Annotated in this window: 26 protein-coding genes; 14 read left to right on the top strand and 12 right to left on the bottom strand. The window is 63.6% G+C overall.

The features are described 5' to 3' along the window. The first annotated feature begins 32 nt into the window (after positions 1-32). From LB519_RS26215 to LB519_RS26185, 7 genes are all read left to right on the top strand, one after another. Positions 33-1,358 carry an ABC transporter substrate-binding protein gene (locus tag LB519_RS26215; protein ID WP_013529762.1) on the top strand — a complete coding sequence of 442 codons (1,326 nt, stop codon included), beginning with the start codon at positions 33-35 and terminating at the stop codon, positions 1,356-1,358. Between the two features lie 193 nt (positions 1,359-1,551). Next, entirely contained in the window at positions 1,552-2,403 is an 852-nt protein-coding gene (locus LB519_RS26210) for a carbohydrate ABC transporter permease (protein ID WP_411909263.1), read from the top strand. Between the two features lies 1 nt (position 2,404). Next, positions 2,405-3,298, top strand: coding sequence for a carbohydrate ABC transporter permease (locus LB519_RS26205; RefSeq protein ID WP_024502709.1), 894 nt, complete (start codon positions 2,405-2,407; stop codon positions 3,296-3,298). A gap of 99 nt (positions 3,299-3,397) precedes the next feature. After that, positions 3,398-4,009, top strand: a complete 612-nt coding sequence (locus LB519_RS26200; RefSeq protein ID WP_318011957.1) for a rod-binding protein — start codon at positions 3,398-3,400, stop codon at positions 4,007-4,009. A gap of 13 nt (positions 4,010-4,022) precedes the next feature. Next, on the top strand, positions 4,023-4,448 hold the full coding sequence (locus LB519_RS26195) for a hypothetical protein (RefSeq protein ID WP_013529758.1): 426 nt from the start codon (positions 4,023-4,025) through the stop codon (positions 4,446-4,448). 97 nt (positions 4,449-4,545) lie between these two features. Then, positions 4,546-5,061 carry a hypothetical protein gene (locus LB519_RS26190; RefSeq protein ID WP_224621540.1) on the top strand — a complete coding sequence of 172 codons (516 nt, stop codon included), beginning with the start codon at positions 4,546-4,548 and terminating at the stop codon, positions 5,059-5,061. A gap of 197 nt (positions 5,062-5,258) precedes the next feature. After that, positions 5,259-5,543 (top strand): SCP2 sterol-binding domain-containing protein, encoded by a 285-nt coding sequence (locus tag LB519_RS26185; RefSeq protein WP_013529756.1) that lies wholly within the window; start codon positions 5,259-5,261, stop codon positions 5,541-5,543. Between the two features lie 95 nt (positions 5,544-5,638). On the opposite strand, the gene LB519_RS26180 is transcribed toward LB519_RS26185, so the two are convergent. Both LB519_RS26180 and odc2 read right to left on the bottom strand, forming a co-directional pair. Continuing rightward, entirely contained in the window at positions 5,639-6,208 is a 570-nt protein-coding gene (locus LB519_RS26180) for a GNAT family N-acetyltransferase (protein WP_224621539.1), read from the bottom strand. A gap of 153 nt (positions 6,209-6,361) precedes the next feature. Beyond that, on the bottom strand, positions 6,362-7,495 hold the full coding sequence (gene odc2, locus LB519_RS26175) for an ornithine/lysine decarboxylase (RefSeq protein ID WP_013529754.1): 1,134 nt from the start codon (positions 7,493-7,495) through the stop codon (positions 6,362-6,364). Positions 7,496-8,035: 540 nt separating this feature from the next. Between odc2 and LB519_RS26170 the strand changes: the two genes are divergently transcribed. The 4 genes from LB519_RS26170 to LB519_RS26155 all read left to right on the top strand — a co-directional run bounded on the left by LB519_RS26170 (position 8,036) and on the right by LB519_RS26155 (position 12,106). Further along, complete coding sequence (locus LB519_RS26170) at positions 8,036-9,232, top strand: amidase (protein ID WP_224621538.1); 1,197 nt, start codon at positions 8,036-8,038, stop codon at positions 9,230-9,232. Between the two features lie 2 nt (positions 9,233-9,234). Further along, complete coding sequence (locus LB519_RS26165; RefSeq protein WP_024502714.1) at positions 9,235-10,134, top strand: LysR family transcriptional regulator; 900 nt, start codon at positions 9,235-9,237, stop codon at positions 10,132-10,134. An 89-nt stretch (positions 10,135-10,223) separates the two neighbouring features. Further along, on the top strand, positions 10,224-10,892 hold the full coding sequence (locus tag LB519_RS26160; RefSeq protein ID WP_013529751.1) for a DUF1007 family protein: 669 nt from the start codon (positions 10,224-10,226) through the stop codon (positions 10,890-10,892). Beyond that, positions 10,889-12,106 (top strand): nickel/cobalt transporter, encoded by a 1,218-nt coding sequence (locus LB519_RS26155; protein ID WP_224621537.1) that lies wholly within the window; start codon positions 10,889-10,891, stop codon positions 12,104-12,106. The genes LB519_RS26160 and LB519_RS26155 overlap by 4 nt, the downstream gene beginning before the upstream one ends. A gap of 25 nt (positions 12,107-12,131) precedes the next feature. Here the strand turns inward: LB519_RS26155 and denD are convergent, their stop codons facing one another. The 4 genes from denD to LB519_RS26135 form a co-directional block, all read right to left on the bottom strand. Then, the gene (gene denD / locus LB519_RS26150) at positions 12,132-13,109 is read right to left on the bottom strand and encodes a D-erythronate dehydrogenase (protein ID WP_013529749.1); all 978 of its coding nucleotides are present in this window, start codon (positions 13,107-13,109) and stop codon (positions 12,132-12,134) included. Between the two features lie 16 nt (positions 13,110-13,125). Continuing rightward, on the bottom strand, positions 13,126-13,338 hold the full coding sequence (locus LB519_RS26145; protein WP_013529748.1) for a hypothetical protein: 213 nt from the start codon (positions 13,336-13,338) through the stop codon (positions 13,126-13,128). Positions 13,339-13,427: 89 nt separating this feature from the next. Beyond that, positions 13,428-14,396, bottom strand: a complete 969-nt coding sequence (locus LB519_RS26140; protein ID WP_013529747.1) for a cation diffusion facilitator family transporter — start codon at positions 14,394-14,396, stop codon at positions 13,428-13,430. A 10-nt stretch (positions 14,397-14,406) separates the two neighbouring features. Further along, positions 14,407-15,093, bottom strand: a complete 687-nt coding sequence (locus LB519_RS26135; RefSeq protein ID WP_013529746.1) for a GNAT family N-acetyltransferase — start codon at positions 15,091-15,093, stop codon at positions 14,407-14,409. Positions 15,094-15,176: 83 nt separating this feature from the next. On the opposite strand from LB519_RS26135, the gene LB519_RS26130 reads away from it, so the two are divergent. After that, positions 15,177-16,361: a pyridoxal phosphate-dependent aminotransferase gene (locus tag LB519_RS26130; RefSeq protein WP_013529745.1), complete on the top strand. Its 1,185-nt coding sequence runs from the start codon at positions 15,177-15,179 to the stop codon at positions 16,359-16,361. 152 nt (positions 16,362-16,513) lie between these two features. Then, positions 16,514-16,888 carry a YciI family protein gene (locus tag LB519_RS26125; RefSeq protein WP_013529744.1) on the top strand — a complete coding sequence of 125 codons (375 nt, stop codon included), beginning with the start codon at positions 16,514-16,516 and terminating at the stop codon, positions 16,886-16,888. 101 nt (positions 16,889-16,989) lie between these two features. Here LB519_RS26125 and LB519_RS26120 read toward each other — a convergent pair whose 3' ends face one another. From LB519_RS26120 to LB519_RS26110, 3 genes are all read right to left on the bottom strand, one after another. After that, the gene (locus LB519_RS26120; protein ID WP_013529743.1) at positions 16,990-17,745 is read right to left on the bottom strand and encodes an SDR family oxidoreductase; all 756 of its coding nucleotides are present in this window, start codon (positions 17,743-17,745) and stop codon (positions 16,990-16,992) included. Between the two features lie 257 nt (positions 17,746-18,002). After that, complete coding sequence (locus LB519_RS26115) at positions 18,003-18,740, bottom strand: tellurite resistance TerB family protein (RefSeq protein ID WP_013529742.1); 738 nt, start codon at positions 18,738-18,740, stop codon at positions 18,003-18,005. Between the two features lie 115 nt (positions 18,741-18,855). Then, positions 18,856-19,776: a rhodanese-related sulfurtransferase gene (locus LB519_RS26110; protein WP_013529741.1), complete on the bottom strand. Its 921-nt coding sequence runs from the start codon at positions 19,774-19,776 to the stop codon at positions 18,856-18,858. 311 nt (positions 19,777-20,087) lie between these two features. On the opposite strand from LB519_RS26110, the gene LB519_RS26105 reads away from it, so the two are divergent. Next, entirely contained in the window at positions 20,088-20,726 is a 639-nt protein-coding gene (locus tag LB519_RS26105; RefSeq protein ID WP_224621536.1) for a 2-dehydro-3-deoxy-phosphogluconate aldolase, read from the top strand. Positions 20,727-20,813: 87 nt separating this feature from the next. Here the strand turns inward: LB519_RS26105 and LB519_RS26100 are convergent, their stop codons facing one another. From LB519_RS26100 to LB519_RS26090, 3 genes are all read right to left on the bottom strand, one after another. Next, positions 20,814-21,005, bottom strand: a complete 192-nt coding sequence (locus LB519_RS26100) for a hypothetical protein (protein WP_013529739.1) — start codon at positions 21,003-21,005, stop codon at positions 20,814-20,816. Between the two features lie 176 nt (positions 21,006-21,181). Continuing rightward, positions 21,182-23,008 (bottom strand): DUF882 domain-containing protein, encoded by a 1,827-nt coding sequence (locus LB519_RS26095; RefSeq protein WP_224621535.1) that lies wholly within the window; start codon positions 23,006-23,008, stop codon positions 21,182-21,184. Between the two features lie 409 nt (positions 23,009-23,417). After that, positions 23,418-24,953 carry a sigma-54-dependent transcriptional regulator gene (locus tag LB519_RS26090; protein ID WP_024502726.1) on the bottom strand — a complete coding sequence of 512 codons (1,536 nt, stop codon included), beginning with the start codon at positions 24,951-24,953 and terminating at the stop codon, positions 23,418-23,420. Between the last annotated feature and the right edge of the window lie 142 nt (positions 24,954-25,095).

The raw sequence follows: 25,095 nt of genomic DNA, 5'->3' as shown, positions 1-25,095 counted from the left end.
CAGGCAAGGACAACAAGCAGGAGGAAACGAGCATGAAGTTCACCAGACGTGACGTGATCCGCACCACCGCCGGCGCGGCGGCGGGTGCCTTGGGAAGTCGGTTCATCAGCTCTCCGGCCCTTGCCCAGGACGGACCGAAATACAAACCCGAGGATGGCGCCAAGCTTAGGCTGCTGCGCTGGTCGCCCTTCGTCCAGGGCGACGAGGACCAATGGCTGGCCAACACCAAGCGCTTCACCGAAGCGACCGGTGTCGCGGTCCGCGTCGACAAGGAAAGTTGGGAGGACATTCGCCCCAAGGCGGCGGTCGCGGCAAATGTCGGCTCCGGCCCCGACCTGATGTTCGTCTGGTTCGATGACCCGCACCAATATCCCGACAAGCTGCACGACGTGAGCGAACTGGGCGAGTATCTCGGCTCGAAATACGGCGGCTGGCATGATGGACCAAAGCAATATGCGACCCGGGAAGGCAAATTCATCGGCCTGCCACTGGCCACGATCGGAAATGCCATCGTCTATCGGGAAAGCTGGGTGAAAGAGGCCGGCTTTTCGGAGTTTCCCAAAGACACGAAAGGCTTCCTGGAACTTTGCAAGGCCTTGCAGGCGAAGGGCCATCCGGCCGGCTTCACGCATGGCCATGGCGTCGGCGACGGCAACAACTATGCTCATTGGCTGCTGTGGAGCCATGGCGGCCAGATGGTCGACGAGAGCGGCAAGGTAACGATCAACAGCCCCGAGACCCTCAAGGCCATCGAATACGCGCAGGAACTCTACAAGACCTTCATTCCAGGCACGGAAAGCTGGCTCGACGTCAACAACAACCGCGCCTTCCTGGCCGGCGAACTGGCTGTCATCGCCAACGGCATCTCGGCCTACAACACCGCCAAAATCAATAAGGACAATGATCCGAAGCTGGCTGAAATCGCCAAGGACATACGCACCACCAACCTGCCCATCGGTCCTGTCGGCAAATCCGTCGAATTGTTCCAGGTGACCACGGCTGTCATCTTCAATTACACGCCCTACCCCAACGCGGCCAAGGCGTATTTGCAGTTCATGTTCGAGGAACCGCAAATGAAGGACTGGATCACCTCCTCGGCCGGATATTGCTGCCAGACCCTGAAGGCATTCGACAACAACCCGGTATGGACTGCCGATCCCAACAACGCCGCTTACGCCAAGGCTTCGGCTACTCTGCGGCCTAACGGCTATGCCGGGCCGCTCGGCTATGCTTCGGCGGCAACCATGGCCGACTACGTGCTGGTCGATATGTTCGCCAAAGCGGTGACCGGCCAGGCGACGCCGCAAGAGGCAATGGAAGAGGCCGAGAAGCGGGCAAATCGCTATTATCGCGTTTGAGCCGGCTCAGCCGGGCAGCGCGGCTGCCCGGCTGGCTTCGGATTGCGTCGCGGCCGATCCGGCCGATCAATGAGACCTCAGCAGGAGCCGACCCATGGCCGTGCCGTCAGCTGCTATCCAGCCGCGATCTTCGATCTTCTCACGGATTCTATCGCGCTGGAGCGAAAGCCGGAACGCACTTGGCTTCGGCTTCATGCTTCCGGCGGCTGCACTGCTGCTTGTCTTCCTGACCTATCCGCTGGGGCTCGGCGTCTGGCTCGGCTTCACCGATGCCCGCATCGGCCGCCCCGGCATCTTCGTCGGCATCGAAAACTATGAATATCTGTGGAGCGACGCCGTCTTCTGGCTCTCCGTCTTCAACACCTTGCTCTACACGATCAGCGCTTCGATCCTGAAATTCGCGCTCGGCCTCTGGCTGGCGCTCATCCTCAACCAGAACCTTCCCTTCAAATCGTTCTTCCGCGCGATTGTCCTGCTGCCGTGGGTGGTGCCGACGGTGCTCTCGGCCATCGCGTTCTGGTGGATCTACGATTCGCAGTTCTCCATCCTGTCGTGGGCGCTCATGGAAATGGGACTGATCGACCACCGCATCAATTTCCTTGGCGATCCGGAGAACGCACGCGCCTCGGTGATCGCCGCCAATGTCTGGCGCGGCATTCCTTTCGTGGCCATCACGCTGCTGGCCGGCCTGCAGACGATTCCCCAATCGCTTTACGAGGCCGCGACGCTCGACGGCGCCAGCCGTTGGCAGTTGTTCCGCTATGTGACACTGCCGCTGCTGACGCCGATCATCGCCATCACCATGACCTTTTCGGTCCTGTTCACCTTCACCGATTTCCAGCTGATCTATGTGCTGACTCGCGGCGGGCCGGTGAATGCCACCCATCTGATGGCGACGCTCTCGTTCCAGCGCGGCATTTCCGGCGGCCAGCTTGGCGAGGGAGCCGCGATCGCGGTGGCGATGATCCCGTTCCTGCTTGCAGCGATCCTTTTCAGCTATTTCGGGCTGCAACGTCGTAAATGGCAGCAGGGCGGTGGAGACTGACATGGCCGCGATAGAAACGAGCAACCGCCCGAACACGGATGAAGGCGGCATGGGCTATCTTCAGAGCCTGCCCCGGCGCGTGGTGACCGTTTATCTGCCGCTCCTGATCTTCGTCATCGTGTTGCTGTTCCCGTTCTACTGGATGACGATCACGGCGGTGAAACCCAATCTCGAGATGACGGATTATGCCAATTTCAACCCGTTCTGGGTCGTCCATCCGACGCTCGAGCATATTCGGTATCTGCTCTTCGAGACGTCCTATCCAGGTTGGCTTCTCAACACGATCATCATCTCGACCGCCTCAACTTTCCTGTCGCTGCTGGCGGCGGTGTTCGCTGCATATGCGATCGAGCGCTTGAGGTTTTCCGGGGCGCGGCAGGTCGGCTTGGCGATCTTCCTGGCCTATCTCGTGCCGCCCTCGATTCTGTTCATTCCACTGTCGGTGATGGTGTTCAACCTCGGCCTTTACGATACGCCGTTCGCACTGATCCTCACCTATCCGACGTTCCTCATTCCATTCTGCACGTGGCTCTTGATGGGCTACTTCCGCTCGATACCCTTCGAACTGGAAGAATGCGCGCTGATCGACGGAGCGAGCCGCTGGCAAATCCTGACCAAGATAGTTCTGCCGCTGTCGGTGCCCGGCCTGATCTCCGCCGGCATCTTCGCCTTCACCCTGTCATGGAACGAATTCATCTACGCCTTGACCTTTATCCAGTCGTCCGAAAACAAGACCGTGCCGGTCGGCGTGCTTACCGAACTCGTACGTTCGGACGTCTATGAATGGGGAGCCCTGATGGCAGGCGCGCTGATCGGCTCCCTGCCGGTGGTGGTGCTCTATTCATTCTTTGTCGAGCACTACGTCTCCTCGATGACGGGGGCGGTCAAGGAGTGAGGCTGAGGCGCAAATCCCACCCTCGGCCGGCAGCTTCGATCCGATCCCTGCACTCCGCTCCCTCTCCTTCCCGCAAGCCTGCCACAAGCTTGTTGAGGCATGGTCTGGTCAGGGAAAACCGGTAAAAGGCGGACTTTCTTGGCGATTTCTCCACCCAGCGACATCGTTATGGATGTGGCCCGAGCCGTCGACCCGGCGGATATCGAGACCGCTCGCGCCGCGCTGGCAAAGCGGGCCGGCGGCGCTGCGGGCACGTTTTCACTCGACACCGCCGCTTCCGTCGATGCCGGCTCGATCCTGTCGCGCGCCACAGCCGACAAGGCCGCCGCCGCAACCGACCCGGCCAAGAAATTCAAGAAGTTCGAGGCGATGGTGCTGCAGACCTTCATCCAGAACATGCTGCCCAAGGACACCGAGGGCGTCTACGGCAAGGGCTTGGCCGGCGACATGTGGAAATCGCAGCTTGCCGAGCGGGTGGCCGACGTGATGGCCGAACGCGGCGGCATCGGCATCGCCAAATCGATGCTCGCCGACCACTATCTCGAAGGCAAGCGCGTCGTGCCCGTCGGTCCGGTTTCGGGCGGGCCGGAAAAGACCGAGGTCGACCAGCAAAACAGCCTGTCGACCTCGCTGGTCCATCAATTGCAGCGCAAGGCTGCGGGATCGATGACCGGTGACGAGACGACCATAAAAACAAATATCAGGATCTAAACTGGGAAACGCCATGGCCGACTTTTCGGAATCCACCCCCAACCTGCCAGCACGCACGACCACGTCGGAAGCGCCGATCCCGTTCGCGCGGCCCGGCAACCTCGCCGCCATCATCGGCCGCATCGAGGAAGTGGTCGAGGAAGAGACGGCAGGCATCCGCAACGCCACCAACTATGATCTCAAGGCATCGAACGCCCGCAAGAGCCGCTACCTCTACGAGTTGACCCGCGCCATGAAGGGCGGCAGCGAAGCCGAATTCCTCGAGCAGCACCGCGAGGGCCTGACCCGGCTGCGCCAGAAGCTGGCGAAGAACGAAGCGGCGATCCTGGCGCATCTCAGCGCGGTCAACGAAGTCGCCAGCCTGCTGCGGCACGCCATCCAGCGCGCCGAGACCGACGGCACCTATTCCGCCGGCGAGTTCGGCTGGATAAAGGCGTGATGGCGAACACAGGCGACACGTCGGAGATCCTGCCTCGGCAACGGCGCCGTGCCGCGTTGCCATTGCAAGGGACTGACCAAGGGACTGACAAGGCCCGATGATCAAGGTCATCGCCATCGCCGTCTGGATCTGCGCCGCAACGCTGGGCGCCGTGTTCTATTCTTTCCAGGCGGCCGGCGAGCGCGGTGTCGGCGAAACGCCGAAGCCGATGCTGGGCGGCCTCGACTACGTCAAGACCGACATCATTTCGGTGCCGCTGATCCGCGACTCCGAGATCGGCGGCTATTTCCTGACCAAGCTTGTCTACACGGTCGAACCCGAGCAGATCAAGAAACTGTCCATTCCCGCCGAAGCGCTGATCACCGACCAGGTTTATTCCTACCTCTATTCCAATCCGCAGATCGACTTCACCAACAAGGCGACGATCGATCTCGATGCCTTCCGCGCCGCGATCCGCGATACCGTCAACATGCGTGTCGGGGCGCCTTTGGTGCATGAGGTTCTGATCGACCAGGTCAATTTCCTGTCGAAGGACGAAATCCGCGACAACTGGCTGCGCCGCAAGAAAAGCGAGACGGCGAGCGAAATGACCAAGGCGTTCAAGGAACACTGAGTTGCCGGGCTCGCATTCCCGGCCTCCTCCAGGCTCGCCTGCCGCAACGGCAGGAACCAACCGCCTGAATTCGCGTTGACGTAAACGTCAACCCAAAGCTATATGCGGCAGCGACCGTGATCGCGAAACCGCGGCACGGGCTTCGGCTGGATCGAAGCGCCGTTGCGAGACAGATGCAACCAGACAAGGAGAACAGCGTGAGCGTTCAGGAGATTGCCGAGAAGATCAAGTCGCGCGTGGCCAGCAGCGGGTTCGATCGTTCCGTGAAATTCGACACCGGCAGCGACGGCGTCATCGTCATCGACGGCGCAACCGTCTCGAACACCGATGCACCCACCGACTGCACCATCAAGCTCTCGCTCGACGATCTCGATTCGCTGATCGCTGGCGACCTGAACCCGACAATGGCGTTCATGACCGGCAAGATAAAGGTCGAAGGCGACATGACCGTTGCCATGGCGCTCAGCCAGCTGATCGGCTGAAGGCATGCAGGCGCCCAAGGTGGCGCCCACCAATCGCGAAAAAACGCCGCCTTTTCGGGCGGCGTTTTTGCATGAAATGCTGGCGGCTTCGTATCTCAGGCCGCCGATATCAATTCCTGCGCCTTCAGCTTGCGGCCGGCCGGCCTCAGCGTGCCGTGCACGCCGTCAAGCGCGCCTTCCACCAGTTCCAGCGCCAGCAGGCGGTGCCGCTCATAGGGTCCCGGCATGGCAAGTGAACCGGTCTTCTCGGCCGAGAAGCCGAAGCGCGCGTAATAGGGCGCATCGCCGACCAGAAGGATCGCGGCATGGCCAAGACGTGCCGCCTCGGCGATGGCATGGCGCATCAGGGCCGAGCCGATGCCGGCGTTCTTCAGCGACGGATCGACGGCAAGCGGGCCAAGCAGCAGCGCGGCCGCACCGCCCTCGCCCAGCCTGACGTCCCACAGCCGCACGGTGCCGGCGACGCCGCCCGAGCCATCGCGGGCGACGAAGGCCAGGCCTTCCGAGGGCCGCCGGCCACGCCGCAGCTTCTCCGACGACTTTTTCCTGCGCTTCGGCCCCATGGCCCGATCGAGCAACGCCTCGCGCGCCGAAACATCGGCGGCGGTTTCGGCAACCATCACAAAGGCCGGTGCGTGGCCCCCAATTTCAACTGGCATTTCCATTTCCGTAATCCCTGGCGAGCGGAGATCTGTTCCACAGGCGAGCCCGGGTGGACGAAAGTCGCCCACCTGGGATGATCTGATCGGCTCTCTCAGCGCATTTTCAGGCGAAGTTGTGTCCGGTTCGCCGTTCGAAAATGCGCTGAGCAAGCGCCGTCAGATCACGTAGGATCGGAGAGGCTCGAAGCCGTTGAAGGCGACCGCCGAGTAGGTGGTCGTGTAGGCGCCGGTGCCTTCGATCAGCACCTCGTCGCCGATGGTCAGCGACAAAGGCAGCGGATAGGGCGTCTTCTCGTACATCACGTCGGCCGAATCGCAGGTCGGGCCGGCGAGCACGCAAGGTGCGGTCTCCGTGCCGTCATGCGCGGTGACGATCGGGTAGCGGATCGCCTCGTCCATAGTCTCGGCCAGACCGCCGAACTTGCCGATGTCGAGGAACACCCAGCGCACATTGTCGTTGGCCGCCTTCTTCGAGATCAGCACGACTTCCGACTTGATGACGCCGGCATTGCCGACCATGCCACGGCCCGGCTCGATGATGGTCTCCGGAATGGCATTGCCGAAATGCTTGCGCAGCGCCGAGAAGATCGCCTGGCCATAGGCCTGGGCGGCCGGCACGTCACGCAGATAGCGCGTCGGGAAACCACCGCCCATATTGACCATCTTCAAGACGATGCCTTCCTCGGCCAGCGTCGCGAACACCACCTTGGCGTCGGCCAACGCACGGTCCCAGGCGGTCAGGTCGGTCTGCTGCGAGCCGACATGGAACGACACGCCATAGGCGTCGAGGCCGAGCCCCTTGGCATGGCGCAGCACGTCGACGGCCATCGCCGGCACGCAGCCGAACTTGCGCGACAGCGGCCACTCGGCGCCCTCGCCATCGGTCAGCACGCGGCAGAACACGCGCGCACCGGGCGCGACGCGGGCGATCTTCTCGACCTCTTCGACGCAATCGACGGCGAACAGGCGGATGCCGAGCTGGTAGGCGCGTGCGATGTCACGCTCCTTCTTGATGGTGTTGCCGAAGGAGATGCGGTCCGCCGGCGCACCAGCGTCCATCGCCATCTCGACTTCGGCAACGGAAGCGGTGTCGAAGGACGAGCCCATCGCAGCAAGCAGGCGCAGGATTTCCGGCGCCGGGTTTGCTTTCACCGCATAGTAGATCCTGGAATCGGGCAGCGCCTTCTCGAAGGCGCGGAAATTGTCGCGCACGACATCGAGGTCGACGACGAGGCAGGGGCCGGTCGGACGTCGGGTGGCGAGGAAATCAAGGATGCGCTGGGTGGCCATCGGGGTCTCTCCATCAGCGCCTTTCGGCGCGCAATAAGGCTGCGGGACGCGGGCTGTCGGCCTCGCGAACTCGCGGTGGACAAAGGCGGGACGGAAATCCATGGAACCAGCCGGTGGAGACCCCGGAACCATGAAGCGCCGTCTCGCGGCGGTGAACCTTGGCCTTGCCCGGCCTCGGTTCGCTTTGTCTGCCTTGGCTTGGATGGGAGACCCGTCCGCACTGCCGGCAATGAAGGTGTGCCTCTTCAGTAACCCCGGTTTTTGGACAACCGGCAGAACACCAGAAAGGCCCGCACCGTCGTTGCTTCAAGGTGTCCTCGGGCTGGCGGTTGGCCGCTAGACCGACTGGAGGGGTTGGCTCCAGTTACCTTACCGATTTCCCTCACCATTCGAGGATCGGCGGACACCCACAGGCACGTGCGACTTTGGGCAAGCGCGATATAAGGGCGAAGACTTTCACAATCAATAAAAATCGTATCGCAGGTTGTAAAATTTCTGGCGTCGAACAATGTTGCGGCAACCGTATCCGGATATCGAACGATGACAGGCACGCACGGCCCTCTCAACGCCTTTCTCGATCTTCGCCAGATGCCCGTGGCACATGCCCAGCTCGGCCCGCTGGCCGGCCTGCGGCTGGCCGTCAAGGACATATACGACGTCGCCGGCTACCGCACCGGTTGCGGCAATTTGCAAAAATTCGCCGAAAGCCACGCAGCCTCGCGCACCGCACCCGCCGTGCAGATGATCCTCGATGCCGGCGCACGCTTCGTCGGCAAGACGCAGACCGACGAGCTCGCCTTCGCGCTATTCGGTCAGAATGCGCATTTCTCGTTTCCGGTGAACCCGGCGGCACCCGACCGCGTCACCGGCGGCTCCTCATCGGGGTCGGCGGCGGCGGTGGCGGGCAGGCTGGCCGATATCGCCACTGGTTCCGACACCGGCGGCTCGATCCGCGCGCCGGCGAGCTTTTGCGGACTGATCGGGCTGCGCACCACGCATGGCCGCATTTCGCTCGACGGCACGATGAAGCTGGCGCCGAGCCTCGACACGTTCGGCTGGTTCGCCGACGACATCGAGACCTACGAGACCGTCGGCAAGCTGCTGCTCGGCCGCGATCCGCACCAGCACGTGTTGGACCGGCCGCTGGCGCTGGATTGGCTGGACGGGCTGGTCGCCCGCCCGGCGCTGGCCGAATATGCCGGAATGAAGGGGCTGGCGGGCGCGGTTTTCGGCGCGCCGGCGACGCCGGCAATCCGCTTCTCCTCATCTCCCGATGAACTTTACTGGTGCTTTCGCCGGCTGCAGGCCAGGGAGGCCTGGGCGGTGCATGGCGAATGGATCACCAGCGGCGAGCGCGGCCTCGGCCCCGGCGTCGAGGAGCGTTTCGGCTTCGGCCGCGCCGTCGACGACAAGACAGCGCAGGCCGAGAAGGTGCGGCGTCTGACCTTTCGCGGCGAACTGAGCGCCCTGCTCGGCAAGGACGGCTTCCTTGTCCTGCCGACGGTGCCTGGTCCGGCGCCTTACGTGGACAGCACGCCGGAGCAGTTCCAGGCCTATCGCGAACGGGCGCTCCAGCTTCTGTGCCTGGCCGGCCTGTCCGGTTTTCCACAGATCACACTGCCCATCGGCTCGGTCGCCGGCGCCCCGTTCGGCCTGTCGCTGCTTGGCCCTTCCGGCAGCGACATTGCCCTGATACGGCTCGGCCGGAAACTTCTCGACGCGGCACGAAAGGCCTGACCATGGACACACTGACGCGCATGCGTGCCTTCATCGACGTGGTCGAGGCCGAGGGCTTTTCGGCGGCGGCGCGCAAGATCGGCCGCTCCAAGGCCTTGCTGTCGAAATATGTGCGCGAGCTGGAGGACGAACTCGGCGCTTTGCTGCTCAACCGCACCACGCGCCAGTTCTCGATGACCGAGGCCGGCCACACCTATTACCGGCGCGCCTCGGAGATCGTGCGCGAGGTCGACAGCCTGGCCGACGCGGTGCGCGAATCCTCCGGCGACGTGCGCGGCCGGATCAAGCTGTCGGCGCCGCGCACCTTCGCCGACGCGCCGATCGGCCAGTCGCTGATCGACTTCGCCAAGCAGCATCCCGACATCGTGCTCGACATCCAGCTCGACGACCGCTTCGTCGATCTGGTCGAGGAAGGCTTCGACCTTGCGGTGCGCATCTCGCGGCTGGAGAACTCGTCGCTGATCGCCAGGCGTCTGGCGCCGTTTTCGATAAAGCTCTGCGCCTCCCCCGAACTGATCGCCAAGCACGGCACGCCGACACGGCCGCAGGATCTCAGCCGCATGCCTTGCATCGTCGACACCAATGGCCGCGGACTGAACAACTGGCCGTTCAAGGGCGACAATGGCGATCCGGTCAGCGTTTCGGTGTCGGGTCCGATCGAGGTCAACAGCCCGATGACGGCGAGAGCCGCGGCCGTGTCCGGGCTGGGATTCACCGTCCTGCCGGATTTCATTGCCGCGCCCGACCTCGCGAGCGGCCGGCTGGTGTCGGTGATAGATGACCGTATCCTGTCGGGCGGCGGCATCTTCGCCGTCTACCCGCACCGCCGCTATCTGCCGGCCAAGGTCCGCGTTTTCGTCGACTTCCTGGTGCAGTGGTTCAGGACGCGTGAAGTTGCCTGACCCACTTCAGCCGAGCAGCGGTCCCAATTTCGCCCCCTTTCTGGTAACTCTCGGCAACTCTTCCGAAGCCTAGGGAATCGCGACCGAGAATGCACCTGAAACGGCACGCAATCATGCTGGCTTCGGCCTTGGCGGCTAGCTTTGCCGCCACTGGACCCGCTTACGTGCATCCACACGTCTTCGCCGAGGCTCGCCTCGATGTGATCCTCTCCCCGGATCACCAAAGCGTGAAGGCTCTGCGTCATCTCTGGCGCTTCGACGATCTGTTTTCCTCGACGGTGATGATGGAATTCGACAAGAACTCCGACCTGAAGCTCGACGACAAGGAGCTGAAGGAAGTCGCCGACACCGTTCATGCCTCGTTGGCGGAGTTCAATTACTTCCAGCTCGTCACCGTCGACGGCAAGGACGTGGCGATGACGCCGCCGCCGCATCTGATGGCCAATTTCGACAACGACCAGCTGATCATCCTGTTCGAGTCCGAACCGAAGCTGCCGATCAAGCTCAACGGCAAAATCGATATCGGCGTCTACGATCCGACATTCTACACGGCGATCGACTTCACCGAGGACTCCAACATCACGGTCGAAGGCCTGCCCTCGAACTGCACCAGCAAGGTGGTCCGTCCCGACCCCGACGAGGCCATCAAGGAAAACCAGAAGACCCTCACCGATGCCTTTTTCAACGATCCGACCGGCACCGATATGAGCAAGATCTTCGCCACCAAGCTCGAACTGACCTGTCAGCCAGAAGGATGAAGCCGGTGACGAAACCGTCCCTGCGTTTGGCATTCGGCCTGTTGGCCCTCACAGTCGCCATGATGCATTTCGCCGACGCGGCTCATGCCCAGAGTTCGCTCGGCATCGGCGTCAATGACGGCATGGCGCCCACCACCGGCCCGTTCGCCCATATCCTGATGTGGATCAATCTCAGGCAGCAGGAATTCTACCGCGCGCTGGCAACGGCGATGAAGGCGATGCGCCAGGACGGCAGCAAGATCTGGATACTCGTCGGCCTGTCCTTCGCCTACGGTATTTTCCATGCCGCCGGCCCCGGTCACGGCAAGGCGGTGATCTCGTCCTACATGGTGGCCTATGAAGTGGCGTTGCGGCGCGGCATCCTCTTGTCCTTCGTCTCGGCGCTGCTGCAGGGCCTGACCGCGGTCGCGGTGATGGGGGTCGCCTATTTCGTCCTGCGCGGCACCTCCGTCTCGATGACGGACGCAGCCTGGTTCATGGAGATCATGAGCTTTGTCTTCGTCACCCTGTTCGGCGCCTGGCTGCTGTGGCGCAAACTCGGCCCCGCCGTCCTGCGTCTGTTCGGCAAGGGCCCGGCCTACAGCCTGTCGGCGGCTCATGCCGGCCATTCTCACGCCGGTCATTCTCATGGGGGTCATTCTCATGGGGGTCATTCGCACGGCGCGCATTCGCATGCCGGCCATTCCCATGCAGCTCACAGCCATTCGGCGCATGCCCATTCGCACGCGCTGCACGCGCATGACCATGTGCACGGCCCTTCGCACGATCATCACGATCATCACGATCATGCCGAACACGATCATGCTCATCACGATCACGCGGCCGGCGAAGTCTGCGACACCTGCGGCCATTCGCACGCACCCGATCCGGCGCTGCTGTCAGGCGACCGCTTCGACTGGCGCACGGCCTGGACAGCGGTGGCGGCGGTCGGCATCCGCCCCTGCTCCGGCGCGCTGATCGTGCTCAGCTTCGCCCTGCTCAACGGCCTCTGGCTCGGCGGCCTGCTGTCGGTGCTGGCAATGTCGCTGGGCACCGCCATCACCGTTTCGGCACTGGCGACGCTGGCGGTGACCGCCAAGAACTGGGCGGTCTATTTCGCCGGCGACGGCCGCATGGGCAACCGCATCCACTCGATCGTCGAGATCGGCGGCGCCGCCTTCGTGTTCCTGTTCGGACTGCTGCTGCTGTCGGCAAGCCTGGCGAGCGGCGGATGATGCCCGACGCCACGAGGGTCGGAGTTTAACCCGCGATCTTGCCGCCGAGCTCATCCTCGATGTGAGCGCGGATGATCTCGTCAAAACTCTTTTCGGCGCTGAAGCCGAGCTCCCGCGACCGCTTTGCCTCGAAGCGCGTCGGCCAGCCCTTGACGATCGCCCAGATCGTGTCATCCGGAACCTCGCGGATCAGGCTTACCGCCTTCGGCCCGGCGATGCGTTCCAGCGCCTCGATCTGCTCGCCGACGGTGACGGCGACGCCGGGCATCGTCAGATTGCGGCGTGGCCCGACAGCGCTGCCGTCGATCCCCGCCGCATGGATCAGGAAGTTCACCGCCGAGCGCGGGCTGGCATGCGTGTGCACGACCGAGCGCGGCACCGGCAGGATCGCCTCATGGCCGCTCAACGGCTCGCGGATGATGCCCGAGAAGAAGCCGGACGCCGCCTTGTTCGGCTTGCCCGGCCGCACGCAGATTGTCGGCAGCCGGATGCCGATACCGTCGAAGAACCCGCGCCTGGAATAGTCGGCCAGCAGCGCTTCGCTCATCTGCTTCTGGGTACCATAAGAGGTCAGCGGCGTCGGATGGAAGTCATCGGGAATGACGTCCGGGAACGGCGCGCCGAACACCGCGATCGACGAGGTGAAGACGACGCGCGGCGCAAAGCCCGCCACCCGGATGGCATCGAACAGGGCGCGCGTGCCATCGAGATTGACGCGGTAGCCGAGATCGAAATTCGCTTCCGCCTCGCCCGACACGATGCCGGCAAGGTGGAACACGACGTCGGGGCGCGATGCGACCAGGCGCTCGGTGGCACCCGCTTCGGCGAGATCGCCGGTGTGCAGCGTGACGCTGACGCCATCCAGGCTCGGCGCCTGTGGCGGCACGATATCGTGGAGATCGAGCGCGGTGATCTTGCCCCCGCGCAGCGTCCCGTCCTTGGCCAGCCGGGCGATGAGCTTGCGGCCGACCATACCCGCGGCGCCAGTGATCAGAATGCGCATGTCGAAAATCCCTTGCCTATTTACCCTGGTTTTTGCGCTGGTTGCGGGCGCGCAGCCAGAACACCGAGAAGAACGCCAGCACGAAGACGATGCCAAAGGCGCCGGCCAGCACAGTGGAAAGGCTGCCGAGTGCCAGCATCACGGTCGGCAGATAGTAGGCGCCTATACCGAACAGCAGCATGATCCACGCGGCGGCGATGACCGCGTTCCTGGTGTCGCGGTCCATCATGCCGCGTCCGGAGGATGGGCGTTCGTCAAGCTGGTTTTCAAGGTTTTGCAACTCCTGAGGCAGGACGATCGACATCGATCGATCCGGTCCTAGTGATGGTGGTCGTGATATGCAGCCGCTTCATGCTCGTGCCCGTGGTCGTGCTCGTCGCCATCGTCGGCGCATTGGCCGAATTCCGGTTCCACGGTGGCATGGCTGATGCCGTGCTCGCTGGCAAGCCGCTTCTTGACGGCACTCACCGCCTGATGCGCATCGACGCCCTCGTCGAGACAGGCATGCAGCGTCGCCATGTTGCTGGTCCCGTCGAGCGACCAGACATGCATGTGGTGCACTTCGCGCACGCCCTGGATGGTCGCCTCGATATCGCTGGCGATCAGATCTCGGTCGAGGCTTGGCGGCACGCCCTCGAGCAGGACATGGGCGGCCTCCCGCATCAGCGACCACGCCGTGTAGAGGATCAGCAGTGAAACCAGGACCGACAGGATCGGGTCGATCGGCGTCCAGCCGGTCGCCAGAATGACCAGCGCCGCAACGATGGCGGCGGCCGAGCCGAGCAGGTCGCCAAGCACATGCAGAATGGCGCCGCGCATGTTCAGGCTCTCGCGGTCGCCGCCATGCAGCACGAAGAACGAGCCGAGGTTCACCAGCAGGCCGAGGATCGCCACCACCAGCATCGGCCCGCCAAGCACCGGCGCCGGCGCCTGCAGGCGTCCCCAGGCCTCATAGACGATCCACAGCGCGATGACGAAGATGGCGATGCCGTTGGTATAGGCCACCAGCGTCTTGACCCGGCCGAAGCCATAGGTGAGGCGAACGGTCGCCGGCCGGCCGCCAAGATGAAACGCATACCAGGCAAGGCCGAGCGCGATCGAATCGGCGAGCATGTGGCCGGCATCGGCCAGCAGCGCCAGCGAGCCCGTGAGGATGCCGCCAAGCGCCTCGGCGACCATGAAGCCGCCGGTCAGGCAGGCTGCGATCAGAACGCGTTTCTTGTCGGTCGAGCCATGCACATGACCAGGGCCGTGACCGTGCCCAGTGTGATCGTGGGTATGTGCCAATAGTGAACTCCTAAGCGCCGAATTCCGCGCGAAAATCCTCGAGCCGTCGCTTCTGCCGGCCGTCGCCATCGAAATTGGCCGGATCGAGCCACGCCTCATAGGCACTGCGCAGCGCCGGCCACTCCTTGTCGATGATCGAATACCACGCAGTGTCGCGGTTTTCACCCTTGACGATGAGATGCTGGCGGAAAATGCCTTCGAACTTGAAGCCGAACCGCTCGGCGGCCCGCTTCGATGGCTCGTTGCGGTTGTTGCACTTCCATTCGTAGCGGCGATAGCCGAGCCCGTCGAAGATGTATTTCATGAACAGGAACTGCGCTTCGGTTGCTCCCGGCTTGCGCGAGATGAGCGGTCCCCAATAGATGTTGCCGATCTCGATGACGCCGTAGGCCGGATCGATGCGCATCAGCGTCTGGCGTCCGGCGACCTTGCCGCTGGCCTTGTCGATGACGGTGAAGAACAGCGGATCCTCGCTGGCTTCGACTTTGTCCAGCCATGGCTGGAAGGCGGCGCGGGTCTCCGGCGGATAGTCGGGCAACCAGGCGAAGCGGTCGTCGATATCGGACACGGAGGACGCTTCATAGAGGCCGTCGCCGTGTTTTGCAGCGCTCAGCGGTTCAAGCCGGACGTATCGACCGTCGATGGTCTTGCGTTCGGGCCGCGGACGCGGTTGCCAATCCTTCAGATTTTCCGACACCGAATGCTCCAATCCGTTTGACTTTTGCGGGCTGAGGCTCACAAAAACGCGACCCAACAGCAAGAACCACACGGACGGGAAAAATGCTCCACACGATTTCGGCCTTCGACCGCCTTGGCGAGGAAAACGCCTTCGCCGTGCTTGCGAAGGCCACAGCACTTGCCCAACAAGGCCGCGACATCGTCAATCTCGGCATCGGCCAGCCCGACTTCAAGACGCCGCAGCACATCGTCGAGGCGGCGATCAAGGCGCTGCGCGACGGCCATCACGGCTACACGCCGGCCAATGGCCTGCTGGCGACGCGCGAGGCGGTGGTGCGCCGCACGCTGACCACCACCGGTGTCGAGATATCGCCCGAAACGGTGATGATCCTGCCCGGCGGCAAGCCGACCATGTTCGCCGCGATCCTGATGTTCGGCGAGCCCGGCGCCGAGATCCTCTACCCGGACCCCGGCTTTCCCATCTACCGCTCGATGATCGAGTTCACGGGTGCGGCACCCATTCCCGTGCCGATGCGCGAAGAAAACGGCTTTGCCTTCTCGGCCGAGGAGACGCTGGCGCTGATCACCTCGAAGACCAGGCTGCTGATCCTCAACTCGCCCGCCAATCCGACCGGCGGCGTCACGCCTCGCGCCGAGATCGAGAAACTGGTCAAGGGGCTGGAGGCGCATCCGCAGGTCGCCATCCTCTCCGACGAGATCTACGACGTCATGACCTATGATGGCGAGACGCATTGCTCGCTGCTCGGCTTTCCCGAAATCCGCGACCGGCTGATCGTGCTCAATGGCTGGTCGAAGACCTGGGCGATGACCGGCTGGCGCATGGGCTGGTCGATCTGGCCGAATGGCGACAAGGGCGCCCATCTCTACGACAAGGTGCGCAAGCTGGCGGTCAATTGCTGGTCCTGCGTCAACGCGCCGAGCCAGTTTGCCGGCATCGCCGCCATCGACGGCCCGCAGGACGACGTCGACGAGATGATGCGCGCCTTCGACCGCCGCCGGAAGATCGTCGTCGAGGGACTGAACGCCCTGCCCAACATATCCTGCATCACGCCCAAGGGCGCGTTCTACGCCTTCCCCAACGTCTCGAAGACCGGCTGGAAGGCCAAGAAGCTCGCCTCGGCGCTGCTCGACGAGGCCGGCGTGGCGCTGATCGGCGGCCCCGATTTCGGCATTCTCGGCGAAGGCTATATCAGGCTCTCCTACGCCAATTCCGAGGAGAACATCTTGCGCGCACTGGAGCGGATCGGAGCGTTCCTGGCGAAGTAGGTTTGAAAGCGGGCCGGTGGCCTCTTTCCGGATGGTTGCGGCTGGCGACCATGATGGTGTCATGATCTGTCCGGACACGCACGGCCAAGGCTGGGCGGGCGTGTCGGGAACCGCTACGCTCCCTGGATCAGGATCGAAGCAGGTGACATAAAATGTTCTACGCAATCCTTGCCTATCACGTGGAAGATGCGATCAAGGCGCTGACGCCGCAGGAAGATGCAGCACTTATGGCCGACCTGCTGAAGATCAACACCCGGCTTCATGAGGAGGGCACGCTTGGACCGTCCGCGCGTCTGGGCGCGACACAGGATGCCATCACCCTGCGCGGCCCGGGCGACGGTGTGATCATCGACGGTCCGTTCGCCGAAACCAAGGAACAGTTGCTCGGGCTCTATGTCGTCGACTGCGCCACGCGAGACGAGGCCATCGCGATCGCCCGCGACCTTCGCCGCGTCAATCCCACCGCCGTTTACGAGATCAGGCCCATTCTGCTGTTCAAGCCCGGCGTGCCGCTGGCCGGGAAATAAAACCATCCGGCTGGGTCCCCGCTGCTTCGCAGCGTCCCAGCGTTCGCCGGCCTTTCATCGTGCCACTGGCACGATGAATTCGCTTACGCGAACCGGGCTGCTCACCCACGCCCGACAAACGGCATCTTGGTCGCCATCACGGTCATGAACAGCACGTTGGCGTCGAGCGGCAGGCTGGCCATGTGGACGACGGCGTCGGCGACGCGCTGAACATCCATCACCGCTTCGGCTGCGATCGAGCCATTGGCCTGCGGCACACCGACCGTCATCGGCTGCGCCATGTCGGTCAGCGCATTGCCGATGTCGATCTGGCCGCAGGCGATGTCATAGGGCCGGCCGTCGAGCGCCAGCGTCTTGGTCAGTCCGGTGATGGCATGCTTGGTCGCCGTGTAGGGCACCGAGCCTGGGCGCGGCGCATAGGCCGACACCGAACCGTTGTTGATGATGCGGCCACCCATCGGCTTCTGCTTGCGCATGGCGCCAAAGGCGGCACGGGCGCACAGGAACGAACCGGTGAGGTTGACGCCGACGATATCGTTCCACACTTCGACCGGTATCTCGTCGATCGGCGTCGATTTGTAGCCCATGCCGGCATTGTTGAAGAGCAGGTCGACACGGCCGAAGGCCGCCGCCACGGTCTCGAACAGATCGTCGACCTCGCCTGCCTTGCTGATATCGCAGGCAACCGCCAGGGCCTTGGCGCCGGTGGACCCGGCCTCAGCCACGGCTGCATCCAGCACGGATTTGCGGCGTCCGCAGAACACCGTGTTCCAGCCGGCCTTGAGCAGCGCCGTGGCGACGCTCTTGCCGATGCCCGTGCCGGCCCCGGTGACGATGGCGGTTCTTTGCTCGGTCATGGCTATTGTCCTCCGGCAGCGCTGCGCTTGCTCGACTGATTTTGGGGGGTTGGCTCGAAAAGGAAGGCATCGCAAATGACGGCGGCGATGGCAAGCGTGTCCATCCGGCCGGACCGACAAAAAGGGCGGCCATTGGCGACCGCCCCTGATCTGAACCGGGCTTGGGAGGAGGAAAAGCCGATCCGACTGTGTTGAATGATGCGCTTGCTGGGTTAATGAGCGGTTAACCCGGAAAGTGCCCCCTGTTCCGTTTTGGCCTACCAGCGCGGATTGGGTGACGTCCCGGCCTTGGCCGGCACCTTGGCCGCCGAAACCGTCGCCTCGACATGGTCGACCAGCGCGTCCGGCAGGCCGAGCCGACCGGCGAGCAGATCGAGATAACCGCGCTCGGCGCGTGTGTCGGGATCGATGGTCAGGCGCGACGCCGTGTAGAGTTCGAGCTTCTGCGCATCGGTCTTGGCGCCGGCCACCAGCGTGTCGAGGTCGAGCGGGCTTGCCAGCTCCGCCATCAGGAACTTTTCGGCATCGGAGCCTATGCCGGCCAGGCTGAGCTTGCCGGCGATCTTCTGGCGCTCTTCATCGTCGATATGGCCATCGGCTTTCGCCGCCGAGATCATCGCCCGCACCAGGGTCAGCGTGAATTCGTCCTCGCCTTGCGGCGCCTGCGACGGGTGGAAGGGGGTATCCTTGGGCGGCGGCAGCAATTCCGGTTGGCCGGCCGCCGGTGCTTCTGCGGGCGCGTTGCCGGCCTTGTAATTCTGGTAGGCCTTGTAGGCGAGGCCGCCGATTGCGGCCAGTCCGCCAAGCTTCACCGCGGCGCCCGTCACGTTGCGGCCAGTACCGGTTCCGAGCAGCACCGCGGCCAGCGCACCGGCGGCCAGCGGATTGTCCTTGGCCATCTGCACGGCCTGCCCCGCCTTGTCGCGAACAGTGCCGCTGGTGCCGGGGATTTGCGAGCCGAGCAGATCGTCGAGAAGCTTCTTGGGATCGAACATTCAGTGCCTCCAGGATTTGCCCGGCCAACGGGCGGGTTTCGAACGTCGAAGACGTAGGTCCCGAAACTTGACATTGCAATGACAGGCAGCAGCTTTGCAGCAGCACGATGCTGGATCAGGAGCCGATATGCGGCCCCCTGCCCCGCGCCTGCGCAAGCTCGACCTGGCGCTGGCGCTCGGCATAACGCTGGCGGTCCTCGTCCGAACGCGCATCGAAGCAATGCGGGCACGAAATACCGGCAGCGAATTTGGGCGACGTCAGCTCGCCCGGCGTTAGCGGGTGGCGGCAGGCGCGGCACAGTTCCGCGTCGCCCTCGGCAAGGCCGTGCGACACCGAAACCCGCTCGTCGAAGACGAAGCACTCGCCTTGCCAGAGGCTCTGTTCGGCCGGAACCTCTTCGAGGTATTTGAGGATACCGCCCTTGAGATGGAAGACATCCTCGAAGCCGAGCGATTTGACATAGGCGGTCGCCTTTTCGCACCGTATGCCGCCGGTGCAGAACATCGCCACCTTGCGGCCTTCGAGCTCCGCCCGGTGCGTTTCCACCCAGGCCGGGAACTCGCGAAAACTTGCGGTGGCTGGGTCGATCGCACCCTTGAACGTGCCGATCGACACCTCATAGGCGTTGCGCGTGTCGATGATGACAGTGCCGGGCTGCGAAATCAGAGCGTTCCAGTCGGCCGGCGCGACGTAGGTGCCGGCACTTTTCGAAGGATCGATGTCATCGACACCCATGGTGACGATCTCGCGCTTCAGCCGCACCTTCATGCGATGGAACGGCATGTCCGCGGCCGCGCTGTACTTGACCTCGAGTCCGGCAAGCCCTTCGATGGCTTCGAGATACGCGATCAGTTCGGCAATTGCCGTCTCGCTGCCGGCGACGGTGCCGTTGATGCCTTCATGCGCCAGCAGCAGCGTGCCCTTTATGCCGCGCCCGCAGCAGAATGCGGCGAGCGGCGCGCGCAGTTCTTCGAAAGCGTCGAGCCGGGCAAACCGGTAGAGCGCGGCGACGCGAAGGAGTGGAAGTGATGTCATCGCCGAAGCCACTAGACGCTCGAGCAAGCCGATTCAAGGCAAAGCAGGCATCCTGTTCGGCGGGTCACTGGCGCAAATCTGCACCATGGCTGAATTTGTACCATAGCTGAGATCAGGGAGTCAAGAAAAAATTCCTATCCTGAAAAGCCACCGGGACCAAAGCTGTCGGCACCATCGAGCCGGCAGCCACCCTTGTCAACTTGGGCTTGGCGAGTATGGGCGACGCGTGACATCGCGACACGGCCGGTTTCGTGGACAGGAAAACGGCCTTCTGCTAATCGGTTGAATTGTCCCACGCCACGGAGAGACACATGCCCAGCAAGACCGAAAAACTTCTGTCGCTCCTCAACGGCCAGCCCGTCATCCCGGTGCTGAAGATCTCCGATGTCGCCAATGCCGTGCCGCTGGCCCGCGCTCTGGCGCGCGGCGGCCTGCCTGCGATCGAGATCACGCTGAGGACCGCCGACGCGCTGGAAGCGATCCGGCGGGTCGCTGGTGAAGTCGAGGAAGCCATCGTCGGCGCCGGCACCATTCTCGATGCCAGGCAGTTCGAAGAGGCTGCCGCCGCGGGCTCGCGCTTCATCGTCAGCCCCGGCATCACCCGCGAGCTTCTGTTGGCAGCCGCCGCCAGCGATGTTCCGCTGCTGCCCGGTGCGATCACCCCCGGCGAGATCATGGCCGCGCGCGAAGCCGGCTTGCGCTTCCTGAAATTCTTCCCGGCCGAGCAGTCGGGCGGCATCGCTTCGCTGAAGGCCTTCGCCTCGCCGCTCGCCGATGTGAAATTCTGCCCGACCGGCGGCATCTCGGCCAAGAACGCGGCTGACTATCTCAGCCTGCCCAACGTGGTCTGCGTCGGCGGTTCCTGGGTGGCGCCCGACGACCTCGTCAAGGCCGGCAAATGGGACGAGATCGAAGCCTTGGCGCGCGCGGCAAGCAAGCTCGCAAAATAAGGCTTTCATGGCGGCATGGAAAAACCCGGCCGACTTGCGTCGACCGGGTTTCCGCCGGATGTTTTTTCCAGGCCTGCCTTGGCTGGATCAGTTGCAGACCCTGACTTCCCTGACCACCCTATGATGATGCTTCCAGGTCGTGACAACCTTGGTCCGGCAGTGCTTCTTCATGTGCATGTGATCGTGGGTCTTGACGACAATGGTTTCGGCCTGCGTAGGGGCGATGGCCGCCGAAGCGGTTGCCAACGCGATGACCGATGCCAGTAGAATCTTCTTCATGGGTATCCCCGGGTTTGAACGAACGAGGGAGAAACCGTTGACGGCCCGAGGCGTTCCACGATCACGGCAATGTCAGGCCGGTGTGATCGGAAGCCGGCGGGCCGCGCGACCGGATCCGGCCACGCAGCAAAAAGCCGCGCTGGTTGCCCGGCGCGGCTTTGTCGGTTGATTTGCCGTCATTTGGTCTGGAAGCGGGCTACCGACATGAACTTGACGGCGTTGCCGGTGAAGCGATTGGCATCGGCCACCTGGCTGCTCGGCTGGAAGCCAGCGGTGTAGACCTCGCTCGGCGGCGTGTGCACGATGCTGTAGGCGTAACCCGGCGCCGTCGTCGCGCTTGAAACGGTGGCGACCTGCTCGCCGCTGGTCAAGGCCCAACGGGCGGCCTGCGGTGCGGCTGCAACCACCATGGCCTTGGGGCCTGGCTTCAGGTCGCGGGCGGTGGCTCTCGATTCCTTGCGGGTCGTCTTGACGCCGGCGCCGATCGCGGCGGCCGGATCGGAACCGACTGGGCGGGCTACGACAGCATCGCGCGGTGATGCGGCGTTGGTGCCCGGATCGTTGAACGCCGAACGCGGCTCGGACCCGGACAAGGAAGCAAGCTGGTAATCGGCCGCACCGACCTGGGCATTGGCCTCGTCGAGCACGGCCTTGACCGCGTCCGGCCTGGCCATCTCGGGCCGTGCCGTCGGCAGCACCGAGAACGCATCGGTCGCGGTCTTGCCTTGGTCGGCCGTCTCGGCCAGCGCCATCAGCACATCCTTGCTGGGCGGCGCAGCCAGAGCGGCCGGCAGCGAATTGTCGGGACGCCATGTCGGCAACGGTATGTTGTTGACCGCGACCTGGGTCGCATCAGCCGAAGCCGTTGCATCGGCCATGCCGAAAGGAACGCTCGCCGGCGCATGCGCGGTCGCCACGGCCTGCTCGGTGGTGGCTGTCGCCTCCGCCATCGCGAAGGGAACATTCTCAGGCTGCTGCGCGCCGACATCGGCTTTCGGCCGCGGTGCGAAATCCGGCAGCGGAATGCTTCGGGCCGGCAATGCCGCGATGATCGTCTCCGGCGTGTCCTCTTCCGGCTCCGGAGCCTGCTGTTCGGTCACCTGCGGAATCTCGGCGCGCCGCGCATTCTCCGGCGCCACGATGGCGATGCCCGGGAGGTTGCTGGTCTTGGCCGCCGCTGCCGGCTTCAGGTTTCTCGCCTTGGGCGGGGGGGCGGCCGAAGCGGTCTCGACATCGGCGCTGTCGTCGGCCTCGTCGTCGCCGCCGCCACCGAAGAAAGCCGACAGGAATCCACCCGATTTCTTGCTGCTGCCGCCGGCACTGGCCATCTCGATGGCCGGCGAGCCTGAACCCTTGCGCGCCTTGTAGGAGGCGAGCGCCTGCTCAAAGCCGGGCAGCGGCCTGCCGTCGTTCGGCACATGCAGCGTCTTGCCATTGGGGAACAGGGAGACCAGTTCCTGGCGGCTGATACCGGGCCAATGGCGCACATTGCCGACATCCATGTGGACGAACGGCGAACCGGATGACGGATAGTAGCCGACGCCGCCGCCCTGCATCTTGAGGCCGATGTTGCGCAGCTTTTTCAGCGGCACGCCGGGAATATAGAAATCCATCGCCTTGCCGAGCATGTGCTGGCTCTTCTCGGCCACGCCCCTGCTGCGGCTGCGCAGCATCGAGTTCGTCGACGGCGAGCGATAGCCGCACACGACCTGGATGTAGTCCGTGGCACCTGCTTCCCGATACGCCTCCCAGACGAGATCCAGCAGGCGCGGATCCATCTTGGTCGGCTCGTTGCGACGCCAGTCGCGCAAAATGATGTTGATCTTGCGGAGACCCTCGGGAACGTAGCGGCCGTTGCGCTTGTAGACGATCTCGGCCTTCTCGTGGGTGTGGAGATGATACAGCTTCAGCGACCGTGTTTCGGCGCTGGCTCCGCTCGCAGCCGCGGCAACAAAACCAAAAGCGACAACCAACACTGCCAGCCACTTCGGCCAGACGCTCAAATGATGGTGCCGCCTGTTTGTGTGTCGTTCGATTCTGTTCAAATCAAAAGGCCTTGCAGGCTGCCGTTTGTCCCCGGATTTGTCCAAACGGATGTGGCATTAGCACACCCGAATATCGATCCTAATGGTTAATCATCGCTTATTGAAGCCGAAATGCGGTAACACCGTGGCGATATCCCGTCAAAAATTGTTCACAAGGCTTCTTGGTAAACCGCTGGTTTAGATAAGATTTTCGCCTTCGCCCCGAACACGATCTGTTACCGCTAGCCTTAATGCGTGAACAGAGCTGTCCACGGGACAGCCACAATGCCGCCGAAACGGCGATACAAGGCCCGTTGTGGCATTGCAAGCTGGCGCCGGCCTTGTGGCAAAGCCGGAAGCCGGGCCAAAGCTCAGCCCGGCATCGCCCTTAGGAGGCTAGTCGATCGACGCGGCCTGTCTCCGGATCGATGCCGTGTTCCTTGAGCTTGCGATAGAGCGTCGAGCGGCCGATGCCGAGTCGGCGGGCGACTTCGCTCATCTGTCCGTTGTAGTGATCGATGGCAAGCTTGATCATCTCGAGTTCGACATCGGCAAGTGCCCGCACATTGCCGCGCTCGTCGAGCGCCCGCAACGTGCCGAAGCGAGGCTGCAGCCTTGCCGGCGGATCGAACGCGATTGCCGGGCCGCCCTCGCCGGGCAAGGCTTCGTCATCGCGCGCCTGCAAAGGCAAGGACGGCGACGGCGCGTCGCCATCCATATCGAGGTTGACGGTGCCTTCCACTTGCGCCCGGATCTGCGGGAAGTCCTCGGCGGCAAGCACATCGCCTTCGCAAAGCACCGAGGCGCGAAAGACGGCGTTTTCGAGCTGCCGGATGTTTCCGGGCCAGTCATAGGCCTGCAGCACGGCGAGCGCTGCCGCCGAAATACCTTGCAGGCGACGGTGCGGGTCGGCCGGCGCGACCTTCTCCATGAAATGGGTGACCAGATACGGGATGTCGTCGCGGCGGTCGCGCAGCGGCGGCACGAAGATCGGATAGACGTTCAGCCGGTAGAACAGATCCTCGCGGAACTTGCCGTCCTTGACCTGCTGCAGGAGGTTGCGGTGCGTCGCCGAAATCAGCCTGATGTCGACCCTGACGGTCGAGCGCCCACCGACAGGGTCGACCTCGCCGTCCTGGACCGCGCGCAACAGCTTGACCTGCACGTCGAGCGGCAGGTCGCCGATCTCGTCGAGAAACAGCGTGCCCGAATGCGCTTCGACGAACTTGCCGGTGTGCTTGTCGGTGGCCCCGGTGAACGAGCCCTTCTCGTGACCGAACAGGATCGATTCGACCAGATTGTCTGGAATGGCGCCGCAATTGACGGTGACGAAGGGCTTCGTGCGGCGGTCGCCACTGCCCTGGATGGCGCGCGCCACCAGTTCCTTGCCGACGCCGGACTCGCCCTCGATCAGGATCGGAATGTTGGATGCCGCCGCTTTCTGGCCAAGGCGGATCACCCTGTCCATGGCCGGGCTGTGCGTGATCATGTCCTTGAAGGTCAGGAGGCCGCCGCGCCGGCGCGATGTGCGCTTGACCTCGCCCTCGACGGCCTCGACCTTGAGCGCATTGCCGATCGATGCCTGCAGCCTGTCGGGAGACGCCGGCTTGACGACGAAATCGAAGGCGCCATGACGCATCGCCGAAACCACGGTCTCGATTCCGCCCTGCGCGGTTTGCACGATCGCCGGCACGTTGATGTCGCGCTCGCGCATCGCCTTCAGCACGCCGATACCGTCGAGACCGGGCATGACCAGATCGAGGATGACCACCGACACCTCGCGGGCGCCGGGTCCATCGAGGATGTCGAGAGCGGCCGCGCCGCCGTCGACCACGATTGCGCTGTAGCCGAACCGCGTCACCGCCGCTTCGAGCAGCCGGCGTTGCACCGGATCGTCATCGACTATGAGTATGGAACCTGTCATGACTGGTGTGACTGCCCGCCCGAGGAATTCTGCCCTGTGGACCATCTTGGCACAGGGTTCTAAATAAGGTTTCAAAAAACCCGGTGAATGAATTCCTTAGGATTTGACCGGCTTCTCGTTTCTCCTTGAACCTTGGCCACGG

Origin of the sequence: Mesorhizobium sp. AD1-1 (assembly GCF_020164655.1) — a bacterium.
Taxonomy (GTDB): Bacteria; Pseudomonadota; Alphaproteobacteria; order Rhizobiales; family Rhizobiaceae; genus Mesorhizobium; species Mesorhizobium ciceri.
This window is presented reverse-complemented; position numbering and strand designations above follow the sequence as displayed.

Coding starts and splice junctions, on each gene's coding strand:
- LB519_RS26180 (WP_224621539.1), bottom strand. CDS start 6,208: ATGGAAATGCCAGTTGAAATTGGGGGCCACGCACCGGCCTTTGTGATG.
- LB519_RS26170 (WP_224621538.1), top strand. CDS start 8,036: ATGACAGGCACGCACGGCCCTCTCAACGCCTTTCTCGATCTTCGCCAG.
- LB519_RS26100 (WP_013529739.1), bottom strand. CDS start 21,005: ATGAAGAAGATTCTACTGGCATCGGTCATCGCGTTGGCAACCGCTTCG.
- denD (WP_013529749.1), bottom strand. CDS start 13,109: ATGCGCATTCTGATCACTGGCGCCGCGGGTATGGTCGGCCGCAAGCTC.
- LB519_RS26215 (WP_013529762.1), top strand. CDS start 33: ATGAAGTTCACCAGACGTGACGTGATCCGCACCACCGCCGGCGCGGCG.
- LB519_RS26120 (WP_013529743.1), bottom strand. CDS start 17,745: ATGACCGAGCAAAGAACCGCCATCGTCACCGGGGCCGGCACGGGCATC.
- LB519_RS26145 (WP_013529748.1), bottom strand. CDS start 13,338: ATGATGGACCGCGACACCAGGAACGCGGTCATCGCCGCCGCGTGGATC.
- LB519_RS26115 (WP_013529742.1), bottom strand. CDS start 18,740: ATGTTCGATCCCAAGAAGCTTCTCGACGATCTGCTCGGCTCGCAAATC.
- odc2 (WP_013529754.1), bottom strand. CDS start 7,495: ATGGCCACCCAGCGCATCCTTGATTTCCTCGCCACCCGACGTCCGACC.
- LB519_RS26165 (WP_024502714.1), top strand. CDS start 9,235: ATGGACACACTGACGCGCATGCGTGCCTTCATCGACGTGGTCGAGGCC.
- LB519_RS26155 (WP_224621537.1), top strand. CDS start 10,889: ATGAAGCCGGTGACGAAACCGTCCCTGCGTTTGGCATTCGGCCTGTTG.
- LB519_RS26110 (WP_013529741.1), bottom strand. CDS start 19,776: ATGACATCACTTCCACTCCTTCGCGTCGCCGCGCTCTACCGGTTTGCC.
- LB519_RS26130 (WP_013529745.1), top strand. CDS start 15,177: ATGCTCCACACGATTTCGGCCTTCGACCGCCTTGGCGAGGAAAACGCC.
- LB519_RS26125 (WP_013529744.1), top strand. CDS start 16,514: ATGTTCTACGCAATCCTTGCCTATCACGTGGAAGATGCGATCAAGGCG.
- LB519_RS26195 (WP_013529758.1), top strand. CDS start 4,023: ATGGCCGACTTTTCGGAATCCACCCCCAACCTGCCAGCACGCACGACC.
- LB519_RS26205 (WP_024502709.1), top strand. CDS start 2,405: ATGGCCGCGATAGAAACGAGCAACCGCCCGAACACGGATGAAGGCGGC.
- LB519_RS26105 (WP_224621536.1), top strand. CDS start 20,088: ATGCCCAGCAAGACCGAAAAACTTCTGTCGCTCCTCAACGGCCAGCCC.
- LB519_RS26090 (WP_024502726.1), bottom strand. CDS start 24,953: ATGACAGGTTCCATACTCATAGTCGATGACGATCCGGTGCAACGCCGG.
- LB519_RS26200 (WP_318011957.1), top strand. CDS start 3,398: ATGGTCTGGTCAGGGAAAACCGGTAAAAGGCGGACTTTCTTGGCGATT.
- LB519_RS26190 (WP_224621540.1), top strand. CDS start 4,546: ATGATCAAGGTCATCGCCATCGCCGTCTGGATCTGCGCCGCAACGCTG.
- LB519_RS26160 (WP_013529751.1), top strand. CDS start 10,224: ATGCACCTGAAACGGCACGCAATCATGCTGGCTTCGGCCTTGGCGGCT.
- LB519_RS26210 (WP_411909263.1), top strand. CDS start 1,552: ATGCTTCCGGCGGCTGCACTGCTGCTTGTCTTCCTGACCTATCCGCTG.